Source organism: Thermoflavimicrobium daqui (assembly GCF_003313465.1).
Lineage (GTDB): Bacteria > Bacillota > Bacilli > Thermoactinomycetales > Thermoactinomycetaceae > Thermoflavimicrobium > Thermoflavimicrobium daqui.
Map to the genome: position 1 here is coordinate 78,786 of NZ_KZ845672.1, position 15,121 is coordinate 93,906.

14 protein-coding genes are annotated in these 15,121 nt (G+C 36.2%); 3 read left to right on the plus strand and 11 right to left on the minus strand.

The features are described from left to right. Nucleotides 1-382: 382 nt before the first annotated feature. The 10 genes from DL897_RS14870 to DL897_RS14915 all read right to left on the minus strand — a co-directional run bounded on the left by DL897_RS14870 (nucleotide 383) and on the right by DL897_RS14915 (nucleotide 10,048). Nucleotides 383-1,567 (minus strand): MFS transporter, encoded by a 1,185-nt coding sequence (locus DL897_RS14870; RefSeq protein WP_113659919.1) that lies wholly within the window; start codon nucleotides 1,565-1,567, stop codon nucleotides 383-385. 550 nt (nucleotides 1,568-2,117) lie between these two features. Beyond that, entirely contained in the window at nucleotides 2,118-2,864 is a 747-nt protein-coding gene (locus DL897_RS14875; protein ID WP_113659920.1) for a MerR family transcriptional regulator, read from the minus strand. Between the two features lie 185 nt (nucleotides 2,865-3,049). Then, nucleotides 3,050-3,439: a GntR family transcriptional regulator gene (locus DL897_RS14880; protein ID WP_113659921.1), complete on the minus strand. Its 390-nt coding sequence runs from the start codon at nucleotides 3,437-3,439 to the stop codon at nucleotides 3,050-3,052. A 245-nt stretch (nucleotides 3,440-3,684) separates the two neighbouring features. After that, entirely contained in the window at nucleotides 3,685-4,701 is a 1,017-nt protein-coding gene (gene desA, locus DL897_RS14885) for a Delta(5) desaturase DesA (RefSeq protein WP_113659922.1), read from the minus strand. A 113-nt stretch (nucleotides 4,702-4,814) separates the two neighbouring features. Further along, nucleotides 4,815-5,378 (minus strand): YqaA family protein, encoded by a 564-nt coding sequence (locus DL897_RS14890; RefSeq protein WP_113659923.1) that lies wholly within the window; start codon nucleotides 5,376-5,378, stop codon nucleotides 4,815-4,817. A 478-nt stretch (nucleotides 5,379-5,856) separates the two neighbouring features. Continuing rightward, nucleotides 5,857-6,456 (minus strand): undecaprenyl-diphosphatase, encoded by a 600-nt coding sequence (locus DL897_RS14895; protein ID WP_113659924.1) that lies wholly within the window; start codon nucleotides 6,454-6,456, stop codon nucleotides 5,857-5,859. A gap of 144 nt (nucleotides 6,457-6,600) precedes the next feature. After that, nucleotides 6,601-7,335 carry an ABC transporter permease gene (locus tag DL897_RS14900; protein WP_113659925.1) on the minus strand — a complete coding sequence of 245 codons (735 nt, stop codon included), beginning with the start codon at nucleotides 7,333-7,335 and terminating at the stop codon, nucleotides 6,601-6,603. Next, nucleotides 7,328-8,251: an ABC transporter ATP-binding protein gene (locus DL897_RS14905; RefSeq protein WP_145962230.1), complete on the minus strand. Its 924-nt coding sequence runs from the start codon at nucleotides 8,249-8,251 to the stop codon at nucleotides 7,328-7,330. Before DL897_RS14905 ends, DL897_RS14900 begins: the two co-directional genes overlap by 8 nt. 176 nt (nucleotides 8,252-8,427) lie before the next feature. Continuing rightward, nucleotides 8,428-9,351 carry a sensor histidine kinase gene (locus DL897_RS14910; protein ID WP_113659926.1) on the minus strand — a complete coding sequence of 308 codons (924 nt, stop codon included), beginning with the start codon at nucleotides 9,349-9,351 and terminating at the stop codon, nucleotides 8,428-8,430. After that, a complete protein-coding gene (locus DL897_RS14915; RefSeq protein ID WP_113659927.1) occupies nucleotides 9,341-10,048 on the minus strand; it encodes a response regulator transcription factor in 708 nt (235 codons plus the stop codon). Before DL897_RS14915 ends, DL897_RS14910 begins: the two co-directional genes overlap by 11 nt. A gap of 351 nt (nucleotides 10,049-10,399) precedes the next feature. Here DL897_RS14915 and DL897_RS14920 point away from each other — a divergent pair, with 351 nt between their 5' ends. From DL897_RS14920 to DL897_RS14930, 3 genes are read left to right on the plus strand one after another with little or no spacing between them, the layout of a single operon-like run. Then, complete coding sequence (locus tag DL897_RS14920) at nucleotides 10,400-12,100, plus strand: molecular chaperone HscC (protein ID WP_113659928.1); 1,701 nt, start codon at nucleotides 10,400-10,402, stop codon at nucleotides 12,098-12,100. 2 nt (nucleotides 12,101-12,102) lie between these two features. Then, entirely contained in the window at nucleotides 12,103-13,395 is a 1,293-nt protein-coding gene (locus DL897_RS14925; RefSeq protein WP_240627465.1) for a J domain-containing protein, read from the plus strand. Between the two features lie 17 nt (nucleotides 13,396-13,412). Next, on the plus strand, nucleotides 13,413-14,135 hold the full coding sequence (locus tag DL897_RS14930) for a DUF1266 domain-containing protein (RefSeq protein ID WP_113659930.1): 723 nt from the start codon (nucleotides 13,413-13,415) through the stop codon (nucleotides 14,133-14,135). Nucleotides 14,136-14,198: 63 nt separating this feature from the next. Here DL897_RS14930 and DL897_RS14935 read toward each other — a convergent pair whose 3' ends face one another. Then, nucleotides 14,199-14,828, minus strand: a complete 630-nt coding sequence (locus DL897_RS14935; RefSeq protein WP_113659931.1) for an NAD(P)/FAD-dependent oxidoreductase — start codon at nucleotides 14,826-14,828, stop codon at nucleotides 14,199-14,201. Nucleotides 14,829-15,121: the final 293 nt, after the last annotated feature.

The window sequence follows — 15,121 nt, forward strand, 5'->3', positions numbered from 1 at the left end:
AAGCTTGTTGTACTCACTCATACTTCAAAAAAAATAGATAAATGGCTAATTTTTTTCTGCATGTCTGAGTGTTTAGCCTGTAAGATCAGTTGTAACTTTCTTTTCGATTGTTTCCTCTTCTTTTAAAAAAAAAAACACACGCTATGGTATCCATACGTGTGTGTTTTAATATATATCGATATTCATATTAGATAATCGCCCGCCCAATAGCCTAAATCATTTCTAGACGCAAGCCTCGAATCGCTTTTGAAACGAGCAGCTTTCCCCCGTGGACAGAGCTACTATGAGCAAAGCTTAGGAAATTCTATAGCCTAATAAGGCTGGGAGAAGCAATCAATGCTGTTTAGAGTACAGCCTCATGTTAGTCAGAATCCCCCAAGTTCTAGCTTAACTCAGAAAGGTTCATCGATTTCTTCTGCCAAAGAACGGTAATGATTAATGTAATGATTAATATAGCAAGACCTAATACGAAAGGGTATAAGCTTTGAAAATCGTAGAGAACTCCGGCAATCGTTGGACCTAATATATTTCCGATACTCATATAAGCATTATTTAAGCCCATCGCAAACCCTTGTTCATTTCCAGCCATCTTCGAAATCAAGGTATTTAAAACAGGGCGTAAGATCGATGTTGCTAAAAAAATCAAGAGGGTAATTCCAAAAAATAAAAAGTAGCTTTTTGCCAAAAGTGATAGGAAAAAACCAATTGAAGCTACCCCTAAAAACACATTTAAAACCATACCTTCACCATACTTACTGACAACTCTGTCAACCACAAACAGTTGAACAATCACACTGATGATTCCAGTAGCTGTAATCATCCAAGCAATTTCTTGAGGTGTCGCTCCAAATTGTTTATCTACAAAGAGCCCCAGTACAGACTCATAGGCCATAAGTCCAAAGCTCATCACAAGGGTAATCACCAGTGGAATAAAATACGGCATTTTCACAGATAAAATCAATTTTTTAATCATCGACTCTTCACTGGGTACTTCCTTTATAGGTGAAACTTTTTCACTTTCTTCTAAGACAACGACCGAGAAAATAACGGCAAGCAGTGACACAATTGCTGAGATAAGAAAAGGCATTTTCAGTCCAAAATCAGCTAAGAATCCTCCAACTCCAGGTCCTATGACCACACCTAAAGACATGGCTGCAGAGATATAGCTATTACCTTTAGCCCGTTGTTCCAGTGTAGTAATATCTGCTATATAAGCAAAGATTGCAGGTACTAACAGTGCAGCTCCAATTCCTCCAATAACCCGAGAAAAATACAACCACCAAATCGAATCAAAGGCATAAAAGATAAACATGGAAAGAGTAAAAACGGCTAAACCATAAACAATCATTTTTTTACGACCATACTGATCAGCCCATCTCCCCGCGATAGGCGAAAAAATAAGTTGAGCTCCAGCAAAAATGGCAATCATTAATCCTGCGGCTGTACCTCCTTGATTAATTGACTCTAGGTATGCTGGTAAAATAGGAATAATGATCCCAAAACTTCCTATCGCAATAAACATATTAATCATTAAGATGATCATTTTTCTTCGTTGTGCTGCTGACATATATGCATCCTCCCCACAATACAGAATTATTATTCCCTTAATATTTAGAGTAAATAAAATCAAAAAACCTACTAACCATTTTCTGGATAGTAGGTTTCATAACAACAAAAAGACAATATACTCCCTATAACAGGAGCAAAAATCGATTTGTTTATATAAATGCCTATACTAATCCTACCCAGAAAAATGTTTACATTTTATTTGCAAATGTTTTTTAAGGATAGAATTAGTAAATCATGGCTTATTGGTCACCCTTCCGTTTTTTATACCGTACTATAATATCTTATTACATCAAATAAATCAATCATTATTTTATTTCTATTTCTTCAAAGCTATTCAAATCACTCTCCATATATACCTATTCTGGAGTGGCAATGTTCTAACTTTGAAAAAGCACTAAAAGTAAATATATTTTATTAACAAACGAGAGTATTCTTAATGGAATATAATCCCATTAAGAATACTCCTTAATAAATATGGACAAAATATTCAATATTATCTAAATTTAATTATCCCATTCATTCATTCTAACTGAATTACTAGTTCTACATTATCTTTTATTTTGATCTGCATAGACGACCATAGCATCACGCATGAATTTCGCTAAACCTTTACCATGTTGGTCGATACTTTTGGTGAAGCGCTCATCATCAACATACAATTGACCTAATCCTTTAAATGCTTCAAGCGAGTAATTACCCAACTCATTTAAAAGATGATACCATTCTTTTATAGCTGCTTGCGCCTCTTTTGAGTCAGGTGACTCATGGCGAAGTTCCGCAAGTTTGGTACAGATTGTATTCCATCTTTCCGAAAAAGAGGCTTGTTCTTCTTTAGACATATTAAACACTTTGGCATTCCCCTGATCGACAACTTTATCTCCCCAACGTTCACGTGCTTCTTGTTCATATGGGTTATGACTAAAGTCGAATCCTTCAAACTTCTCTTTGTTTGTCATTTGAATTTCCCCTTTCATATATTGGATCGTTTTATCAATCATCTGGATCATTTTATCGATACGACTGCGTTTCTCAAGCAACATTTTCCGTTGAAGTCTTAACGCCTCATATCGATCAAACGAAGGACTATTGATAATTTGTTTGATTTTCTTCAAAGGGAAGCCAAGCTCTTTAAAAAAGAGGATTTGCTGTAACATTTCCAGATTATCATTGGAGTAAAGTCGATACCCCGATTCTGTGGTCTCATCTGGAGTTAATAGCCCAATTTCATCGTAATGATGTAAGGTACGTACACTAATTCCAACCAAATCAGCAACCTCTTTGACTCTCATTGACATTGCTTTTACCTCCCTTCAATGATTACTATATGGTATAACGTAACGTGAGAGTCAATCAAAAAATGATTCAATATAGAGGTGTAATAAATATTTGGATTATTATAAATTCCGCCTGTTAGAAATAGGCATCTTCATTTAAAAGTGAATCCAAATCCTTGCAGAAACAAATCCGACGCTTTGATCATTCAAGAGCTGCATTCATCTATTGATCCATTCTTTTTCTGCTTGAGCATTTCAATAACATCTTCAGTAGTCAGCTCAAGCTTTTCTGCTTCATTGAGCAGGTTTAGCACCATTTCATTGTAAAACCTCTCCCTCCTTTTACTCATAATGATTTTCCGTGCATCCACAGCAACAAACATACCTAACCCTCTCTTCTTGTATAAAATCCCTTCATTCACAAGCAAAGCGATTCCCTTCACTACAGTTGCTGGATTGATTTGAAAGGTACGTGCAAATTGAGCTACAGAGATAATCCTTTCCCCTTCTTTATAGGTTCCATTTAGGATATCATCCTCAATCATTTCAGCAATTTGTTGGAAAATCGGCTGCCTGTCATCAAAGCTAGCCTTCATGAAATCACCCTATTTGTATGTTAGTCATGCAACATACTATAATAGTACCCGAATCAACTGTCAACACTACATCTCGATAAAATATTGCTTACCTTCACTAGAAAATATTACATAAAATTACCGAAAACATACGATCAAGTGAATGAATCAATCAAAAATAAAACGCCATTCTTTTCTTAATTACAAAAGAATAGCGCCATTTTCATGGGAATATACTATAACCCCTTATATCGTTTCTTTATCTTTTATATTTCAGAATTAGCCTTGTATAAAAGAGGCTTAATATCCTTAAAACTGACAAAAGTTTTATTTTTTTCATCCCATAATCGGAAACGAAGGGATTTTATACTTGAACTAAGTGTAATGGTTGTTGCATCTTGTAAAACCGGGACTGATTGATGTACTTTTTCAAGATTATAGTTTGGTACCTTCGGACTAAGATGATGAACATGATGAAAGCCAATATTTCCTGTTATCCACTGAAGCACTTTTGGAAGTTTATAATAAGAGCTTCCATCTACAGCTGCCTTAACATAATCCCAATTTTCTTCATCTTCAAAGTAAGAGTCTTCAAACTGATGTTGTACATAAAACAGCCAAATCCCTAATACTCCAGATACAAAGAGGATAGGTCCTTGAACCAGTAGGAAGGCTTTCCAACCTATCGCCCAACACATAAGAGCATATAATCCAATGATTGAAACATTGGTAATATACGTATTAATCCGCTCTTTCCATCGTGCACCTTTATTATTCATACGATTGGAAATTAAAAAGAGGTAGAGGGGACCTAAACCAAACATAATCACGGGATTACGATAAAGCCGATAAGCCACTCTTCTCCAAAAAGGTAAAGAAATATATTCATCAACCGTAAGAATCCATATATCTCCCGTTCCTCGTTTATTTAAATTACTACTTGTTGCATGATGGATTGAATGATCACGTTTCCACTTTTCATACGGAAAAAGGGTAATAATTCCGCCTACTGTTCCAAAGAAATCATTTAATAAACGGCTTTTGAAAAAAGATTGGTGGCAACAATCATGGAATATAATAAAAATTCGCACGAGGAATCCTGAAGCAATGATATCTAATACTAGAGTTAACCAAACAGAAATAGATAGGCTCTGATAAGCAGCAAACCAAAGTATAAAAAAAGGTAGAAATGTATTTAGCAGCTGCCTTATACTTGATTTTGTATTTGACTTTTCAAATGGGGCAATCATTTTCCTTAAAAAAACTTGATCTTGTGTACTCATACTTCCTCCTCAAATATTATTAAAATGAACTATCCGCTAGAATAATAATAGCAAAAATACTCTATATGAAATAGCTTTTATTTCATTGTGGTTAAATATGTATATCTCATGATCTAGCGTTTTTGACTATATTTTCTTTTCAATACGAATATGAGCAACAAAATAGGAACGGCAATTAAAAAAATATAAAGAGAGACATCCTTTACCATGTTCTCTGCCATCCGTCCATAAATATAAAACAAGATCCCTACAACATAAAACTTAACAGCCCGCCCAATTGCAGCGTATCCAATCAGTTTCCATAAGGGAAAGCTCAAACATCCTGATAAAATGGTAAATGCTTTAAACGGGATCGGTGTAAACGAACCAATCAAAATAGCTGTTTCGCCATTTTTCTGAAACATCTTAGTTACAGAATCAATCCATTCTCTTTTGAGAATTTTATATAGTACAGAGCTACCTAATAATTTACCGATAAAATATCCTATCGGAGTTCCCAGAAGACAAGCCATATAGCCGAAGGTAGCATACCATAAGGCTGATGAAGGTTTGATCAGACTTAAGGAAACCTGAGTAAAGAAGGCCGGAATTGGAAATATGACTGCATCGGCAAACGCATGAATCATTAACCCCCAAATGCCATACTCCATTAGAAAATCCAATATCTTCTGAGTCATTTTTATTCTCCTTGTTAATAATAATCTATCGAAAGATCCTACTAATTCCACATATTCTGGTAAGAAGCCCTCACTTCTAAGGTTGCAACTTTGTTTAGTATCCACCACGTGGATATTCTTACAATCATTTTACTTATAGGTTGATCAAAATCGCTATATATGTATGTTAGTCATGTAACATACTATAAGACTATTATACTTATTTGTCAACATCTATTCATCAGCTATAGTTACAAACCTTTAGTTTTGGGATTAAAAATACGATTTCTTTGGACTAAATCTAGTAACTGAGCTTAAAAAGTTACATCACAACTATTATATTCATTAATGATTTAACCCTAACAGGAGATAAAGAAACTGATAAATCTAGTTCCTTCTCTAGTTAAACCGCTTCCGTTAGTCATTAGATACATCCTCCTCTATTTTCCGATTTTATTAGCAAAAAACCCTCTCCGATACAAAGGAGAGGGTTTTTATCTTAAAAGTTTCGGGATTTACTCTTTTGAGGTAATATTTTATGTTCTAACCTTTCATAAAAGGTAAGTAAACCTTTAACAAAAGAGAGTTTTGGAGCCAACCAATTTACAAAGACTGCAGAAAAAATACCTAATAGAGCTCCTGTAGCGATATCAATCGGATAGTGAACCCCTACCCAAATTCGAGAAATTCCTACACAGAATGCAAGTAAAAGCCAGAGCCATCCTCCTTTTTTACGAACAAGCCAGAATGAAACGCAAATAGAAAAAAACAAGATCGTATGGTCACTCGGAAATGAATTATCCACTTCATGTTCAACAAGCTTATTTACATTGGAAAGTACCGCAAAGGGTTGATAATGAGAATGAAGAGTACCCAGTACTTTCCCTAGAATTTCCGCAAGAATAAAGGAAATCCCTGCATGTATCACCATCATTCTATTTTGGTTGATACGAGTAAACCAGTATACAGCTATACCCAAACCTAAAAAATATAATGTATATTCGGCTACAAAAACAGCGAAGGGATTTAGAAATGAGTATTGTTTACCTAAATCGTTAATCAGTCGAAAAAGGTCAATATTTAGTTCGGAAAGGGGCATTATCAACACTCCTGATATGAATATTTAAAATAATCGGTATATTTTATAGGCATCTTCTCCAAGTTACGTAATAACAATTACAGATTGAAGAAGAATAAAGGAAATATTAATTAGACGAGAAAGTATGAATTGAGTCATCTCCTATCAACGAATATCTACTTTTTTAAAATAAACTAATGTAGCCACCAAGCCCAACATGGATGTTAAAAAAATAGAGATATAAGAATATACTGGTGGAAACTCTGGAAAATAACTATGAGCTGCTATAACACGTACTGCTGACCAAGGAAATAGGGCACTATATTCACTACCATAAGACAACAAGTTTAACATCGTAATTACAATGGTAAATACAATGATGGTTACATAGTTATTAAATATAAGTGTGATTAATATAATGGGGGTTGTTAGAAGGAAAAGCAAAATACCTCCGATCATATACTCTTTTAACGCTTTCATTACTTCTGAATTACTTAGCCCCTCAAACGGACCTACTATTCCAAAAATCATGGTCAACACCCAAGCAACTACGGTCAAGGTCATAATCCAAAAGAATAGTAGCACCCATTTACTTACAATCAAACTTATTCTTGATATAGGGATAGTTAATAAATTTTTTAACGCTCCCTCTACATATTCTCTATTAAATAGATAAGCAGTAATGATCCCAAATAGAAAGACTGCTATTAGCATAAAAATATACAAATGGGATTCTGAAACAAATTCCTTAAATGGAAGAGGGATATCTGGTCGTTTGGCTTTCTTGGTTAAAGAAGCCATAAAGCATAGAAATGGGGCTGATGCCATTCCAATGATACTCAGTAACATCATCTTCGAACGCTTCAGCTTTAGGAGTTCAGTGTATAACAAATTAACCAATCGTCCCACCTCCTATTAAGTTGACGAAATAGTCTTCAAGATTATCTTCGCTCATCGTAATTTTAAACACTTCAATATCATTTTCCACGAATACTTTGTTAATCTTTCCTTGTTGTCCTAAATGCGAATAGATACGAATGGTTCCTTTTTCATGAACTTCGTAATCATGAATATGAAAGAGTTGTTCCATGAGTAAAGCTGCTTTATTTTCATTCGATACTTGAAACTCAAGATATTTACGGTTTCTTTTTCTGAGCTCTTCCATCGTAATTTCTTCTAATAACTTACCTTTATGAATCACTCCCATCATATCTGCCAATTGTTCAATTTCGCTAAGAATATGACTTGAAATCACAATGGTCACATGCTTTTCTTCACATAAATTGACGAGAAAATTTCGCATCTCATGGATTCCGATTGGGTCAAGTCCATTGGTAGGTTCATCTAAGATTAATAATTCGGGTTCATGCATAATCGCTGCCGCAATTCCCAAACGTTGTTTCATTCCCAAGGAATACTGAGATACGATTTTATGTGGTTCTTTATCAAGTCCTACTCTTGCCAGAGCATATTGAACTACATCTGGGCGATGAATTCCACGTAGTCGAGCTAATATGGCCAGATTTTCACTACCCGTTAGATTTTGATAAAATCCTGGTGTTTCAATTAATGATCCAACACGGGAGTATATCTGCTTTGCATCTTGCTGAATGTTCCTACCAAAGATTTTAATTTCTCCTGAAGTAGGTCGAATTAACCCCATGATCATTCGTAAGGTGGTTGTTTTGCCTGCACCATTTCGTCCCAATAGGCCATAAATGCGACCTTTGGGAACATGGATGTTGATCGAATCTACCGCTATCTGTCTATCATATTTCCGGGTCAATGATCTGGTTTCTAACACCCAATTTTGCATTGACAACGCTCCTTGTCCATTTACATAAAATCGAAAATGATAGAGTTCATCTTTCATCACCTAAAGACAAGTAAACCATTTCTTCTTCCAAAAGATCGATCTGGTAATATAGGAACCCTCTGTCCTAAACAACCTTTATTCTACCTTGTATTTCTAACATGGAGCTTACGTAATTCTTACTTTTTCTTACTTTTGGGTATTGAAACTCTAACGGCGGTTTTCATATCAGGAATACTTTCCATTAGAATCGTTCCATTCATCTTCTGTACAAGTTCTTTTGCAATGGTTAATCCCAGCCCATGTCCTTTCGTCGACCTTGAAGAATCGCTCTTATAAAGACGTTCAAATACTCTCTCAATCTCTTTAGGTGAAAGTCCTGGTCCCTTATCCCACACCTCAAAGCAAACAGAATGTTCATCAGCCCATGCAGATACTCCAATAAAATGTTTGCTTCCACCATAACGCAAAGCATTTTGAAGCAAATTATTAAAAATACGTGTCAATGCACGTTGATCCCCAATAATAAAACATTCTTCATCTGGAATTTGAATCTCTAGGGTTATTTTTTCTTTCTGTAATCTCGGAATCCAACCGATCAACTCACTTCGTAGCAGTTCAAACAAATCAATCGGTTTAAAAACCATCTGTATTTCGTTAGCATCAATTTGGGCAATCGTAAATAGATCATCAATATACTCTTTGAGTGCATAAGCTTTATTTTTGGCAATATGTAAATATTGATCTGCTTCCTTCCCAGCCATTCCATCACATAGTGCATCTAAATATCCTAGAACAGATGCCAATGGCGTACGTACATCATGTGATAGATTGGATAGCATCTGCTTCCTTGCTTGTTCCGCTCTAAGTGCGTAAATTTTATCATTTTGATAAGAGTCTACTAATTGATTAATTTTAAATATCAAAGGTGCCATTGGCTCTTTAGCTCCAACATGAATTCGGTGGTTTTCATTACCTGTCATAATATCTTCCAAGGTGCGCAAAGTCTCCTGTATACGAGAGCGATACTGCCATTCACGATAGATGAAAAAAGCAGAAATTGCGATGATTATGATGATAAACCATAGATTTTCAGTACTCATTGTCTACATCTCCATTAAATTTATAACCCATACCCCAAACAGTTAATATATATACAGGATTTCTAGGTTCTGGCTCAATTTTCTTACGTAACCTTCTGATATGCACCATAATATTATTGTCATCATAAGCATACTCGTCTTGCCATACATTTTGATATATTTGCTTCTTCGTAAAAATTTGTCCAGGATTGGATGCCAAAAAGTACAGTAAATCATACTCTTTTCCAGTCAAGCCCAGATCTTGGTCATTGTAAGTTGCACGCATATGGGCTGGGTCAATAACCAGCGAACCAAAGGTAAGGCAGTGTGGCTTTTGGGAAGCTGCTCCTAATATCACATATCGCCGAATTAATGATTGCACTCGGGCAGTTAATTCAGACAAGCTAAAGGGTTTAGTTAAATAATCATCTGCACCTAATTTCAGCCCCAAAACCTTGTCCATTTCATCACCTTTAGCAGTAAGCATTAACACAGGTGTGTTTTTGGTTTTTCGAATGTGAGTTAATGTAGAAATTCCATCCATCTCTGGCATCATAATATCTAAAATAATTAAGTGATAGTCTTGTTTGTTTATTAATTTCAAACCTTCGATTCCAGTATGGGCAACATCTGCCTTATATCCTTCCGTTTCCATGCATTTTTTAAGTAATCTACATAGTTCTATATCATCATCAATAATTAAAATATTTCTTTGCATAATACATTCTCCCATCTATCAAAAGTACCTCTTTAGACATTTTTATCTAAAGAGGTATCATAGAGCAACTTTATTTTTATGGTATGGATAGTTAATTATCAAATTGTAGCTCTAGCTTATTCTTACTAACTACTTTCAGTACACATGGATAAAGCAAGAAATATACTAAAATAGTTTATAAGGAAGAGTTTATTGTTTAACATTTAAAATCCTCATTCCTCTCCTCAGATTACTAGATACACATCGAACAATGCAACATTCATCCAAGGAGTTAAAATTATTAGAAGCTTTTTCTTATAAACTATTCTATAGTAATATAAATATATACCAAATAATAGAAAGGGGATTAATTTGACAACCATTGGAATTGATTTAGGGACTACGAATAGCCTTGTAGCCCATTGGACGGATAAAGGACCTGTGATTATCCCCAATGTGCTTGGTAAACACTTTACCCCATCCGTCGTTAGTGTGGATGAGAATGGTGAAATTTTGGTAGGGCAAATTGCCTGGGAGCGGCTGATCACCCATCCACAAGTAACAGCCTCCACATTTAAACGGTTTATGGGAACTGAGAAAAAATATAATCTCGGTCAATACTCCTTCTCCCCCGAAGAGCTATCCTCCTTTGTCATCCGATCTTTAAAAGCAGATGCAGAAGCTTATTTAGAAGAACCTGTCACTGAAGCGGTCATCAGTGTACCTGCTTATTTCAATGATACCCAGCGGAAAGCAACAAAACGGGCTGCTGAAATCGCTGGTTTAAAAGTAGAACGTCTTATTAGCGAACCAACAGCTGCTGCCATTGCTTATGGTCTACATCAAGAGAAATCGGAGACAAAGTTTCTCGTATTCGACTTGGGAGGAGGCACCTTTGATGTTTCAATCCTTGAGTTTTTTGAAGGAATTATGGATGTCAAATCTATCGCTGGCGATAATTTTCTAGGTGGTGAAGACTTTACCGAGCTTCTCGTATCTTACTTTATCAATTCGTATGAAATCGATGTAGAATCACTAGACTCTAAAACTCGTTCTACCATATATAAACAAGCAGAGCTTTGCAAACAGGCTTTGGGACAAGAAACTGTCGGAATAATGAATGTGGTGATCAATGGTGAGTCTTACGGTCTTCGTCTTGATCGTGCCGATTTTGAGAAATTAGCTTATTCCCTTACACTGCGAATGCGTCAGCCCATTGAGCGTGCGCTACGGGATGCTTCTTTATCTCCAAAAGATCTTGATGCTGTGATTCTAATTGGAGGCGCCACACGAATGCCACTTATAAAATCAGTCATTGCCAAAATGTTCGGTAAAATACCTTATACAAAGATCAACCCTGATGAAGCAGTGGCTATGGGTACTGCCATCCAAGTAGCATTAAAAGAACGAAATCAAGCATTGGAAGAAATCATATTAACCGATGTTTGTCCCTATTCTCTAGGCACAGATGTAGCGAAACATCTAGGGCATGGTAAGACAGAAGACGGATATTTTTACCCGATTATTGAACGGAATACCCCTATTCCAGTCAGCCGGATTGAAAGATTTCATACCATGATGGACAATCAAAAAACAATTCATATCGGCATCTACCAAGGGGAGAGCCGCCGAGTAGAGAACAATATCAAGCTGGGAGAATTGAATATCAATGTACCGCCAGCCCCTGCGGGAGCACAGACTGTCGATGTCCGATATACATACGATATCAATGGTATTCTTGAAGTAGAAGTTATGATTACATCAACAGGGGAGAAGAAGAGGATCATTATTGAGAAAAATGAAGGGAGCCTGACTAAGGAAGAAATTGAAGCTCGTCTTCTAGAACTAAAGAATATTAAGATCCATCCTAGGGACAGAACGGAAAATAGGCTACTTTTAGCAAGAGGGGAGCGCCTTTATGAAGAATCACTTGGTGATACTCGGCAACAAATTATGTACCTTCTCCAGCAATTCGAAAGCATTCTCATCACACAAAACGATCAGGAAGTTAAAAAGGCAGCAAAAATACTGAAACAACGATTTGACCGAATCGAAAGGGGAATCGATTTTTGATAATGATTTGGGATATTTTGGGGATTGAACCGACGAATGATATTTCAGTTATTAAGAAAGCATATGCTAAAAAACTACGAATCTATCATCCAGAAGATGATCCAGAGGGATACCAAAAGCTTCGAGAAGCCTTTGATCAAGCACTTAATCAAGCAAAAAACTCGCAAGTTAGACCGGTTTCATCTGAGGAAGCAGACGACAACAATACGACCACTGAAATACCTCGTCGAGTTGATCTCCTTCATACACAGGACTTTGTAGCTCATTCAAGCCATCCATTAGATGTATTTATGCAAGAGGTCAAAGAACTATACATCGATTTCTTTGCCCGTATCCAACTGGAAAACTGGCAAAGGTTATTAGACTCAGATGTGGTATGGGATATGGAACAAAGCGAAACACTTCAAAGCCGACTGATATTCTTTTTGGAAAATCATCGTTTTTTGCCTCGTTCCATCTGGCAATTATTTGATAGCTTATTTCATTGGAGTAAACAGAAAGAGCAGTTACAAAGACGCTATAATGAAGCGTTTATTGAATATATGTTTTGCCAAATTACTGGCACAAGAGAAATGCGGTATGACTTTTTTAAACCAGTCGATGGTCTTGATTATGATTATTTTCTAGAACTACGGGAAAAGGCCCAAAACGCACTGCTTAAAAATGATCAGGAAGCAGCCAAGCTATATCTGGATATTGCCTATGAACTCTATCCAGATGATCCTGATCTATTACGCATGCAGGGAGAACTTTATTTACGCATAGAGAAGATCGACCATGCATTAAGATCCTTTAACCATATTCTCCACATTCATCCAGCTGATCTTGACGCACTTTTATATCGAGCCCGTATTCGCTATCGATTCGAACAATTCGTTGAGGCGATCCAAGACTGTGAGCAGATCTTGATCCATTCACCACAACATACAGATGCACAATCCCTCATGGGAAAGTGTTATGTCAAACTGGGTAACTTGGATAATGCCAAACAACAATTTTCTCAGGTATTACAAAAAGATTTATTGCACAGTGAAGCCATGTCATATATGAGTCACGTTACGAATCCTACTATTAGTGGAGTGAAACGGCCTCAACAATACGGCTCTATCAAACAACTATGGTTTAACCTATTATTTTTCCTTCTTATCTTTGTCAGAAGATCGTGGGTTTATTTTCTTTTTTATTTTATCGTGGAATTATTTACTTCATTTCCTTTTACTATTACGGGCTTCCTGCTGATTCCCACCATATGGGAGGTTTGGAGAACTTTTCGAGTATTCATCCGTATCATCTAAGAAACGAGGTAGCCTAAATGAACAAGACTTACACATGGAAGCAACGAAAAACACTTGAATCCTACTTTCGCTGCCTATCGTCCGTCTGTATAGAAAGCAATACTCTTCCTTTCTACTTTACGAATTATGAGTTTACGATGATTAGAGATCGCTTTATTGGAAAACGCTTCTTTAAGAAGGTGCGCAAGAAATGGAATATACAAAATGCCCAAGATCTAAAAAACCAAATTTACTGGTTCCTTAATGAGGGTGTACGGCAGGAATTTGACAAGTACAGGCATCATCTGTCTGCTTTATCCGAAGCGACACGTACAGAGTACCTTGCGTCTTTATCGGAGGAACATCCCGATTATGCAAAATTATATCTAGCAAACCAAGGTATCCATACACTTCCACCAGCAGGCATCATGGCATTCGACCTAGCATGGTGTATTTACTTATGCAGGATTGGTCGATTATTTCATGATCTAACCAAGGAAGAAGCATGGAACTTGATGATGTATGCTGCTAAGCTTGCACAACAGTCTTATGGTAATTGGAATGAATATATGAATGCCTTTTTATTAGGAAGACGCTTTGAAGAATCTAAGATTACGATCTCCTCTCGAACCAGAGATGCTCGGTCTTACATCGTCACTCTATTCTCTGAACCCAAAAGTCCTTTGTTGAAATTAGAATGGAATCACCCATTGTTTGCGAGTATAGACATCGTCAACCATAACCAAAGGCTGCCACATTAATCTTCTGGCAGCCTATTCAATCGATTCATTCCTTCATACCGATTATATTTTATCCACATTTAATTATCCTGCTATTTGTTGTTTAAGATTTTCCAATCCAAAACGATGAATAAATTTAAAGAATGGTTCTCGCTTTTTGCCATGTTCCGCATAAATATCGATGACTTTCTCAATCACTTCATAAAGTTTCTCAGGAATGAGCTGCTCCATCAGTAAAGTACCCACTTGGGCATCCATCCCTTTTGCTTTTCCACCCACATATAAATTATATCCATCTCTTACTTTCATAACTCCAATATCATTGACGAGAGGTTCACCACATCCAATTGGACATCCCGTATAGGCTGGGCGTAGTGTAAAAGGGGTTGGTTTTCCAGCTATTCGCTTATTTAGTTCGATGGCAACCGGCATCCCTTCCTCTGTTGACCCTTTACAAAAATTACAGGTTCTTAAGCTTTTTACGAAATTCCCTACTGGATAGCAGGACAAGCCTACTTCCTCAAATTTTTCTTTTACTTTTTCCACTTTGCTTTCGGGCACCTCGATATAAAGTTGTTGGAATGTAGTCAACTCCAATTCATCATTATCATTCATGTACTTAGTGATCATAGCTAGTTGGTTGGCATTTAATTTCGCACCGAATGATATCCCACCGTTAACGGCTAGTTTCACCATTTTTTCTTTTTGAATCATTCCATTTCACATCCTTATCATTTTTTTATTTGTTTATAATCAATCTCATTAACAATCTCCTATATCAAACGCTCTACCTATATTTAAGAGGATTATTCATCAAATGGGTTATCTACAACTTTGATTCCTTTAGCTTAAAAATACTATACCCTAGTAATGTATATAAATAGTCAATAAAAAAGCTAAACAATACTATATATTTTAGAAATCCGCCATGTAGCAGCCACATGGCTTCATCCTATTTTCCCAACATGGACTCAATAGTAATTTATATTTTATCATAGGGCATTTGG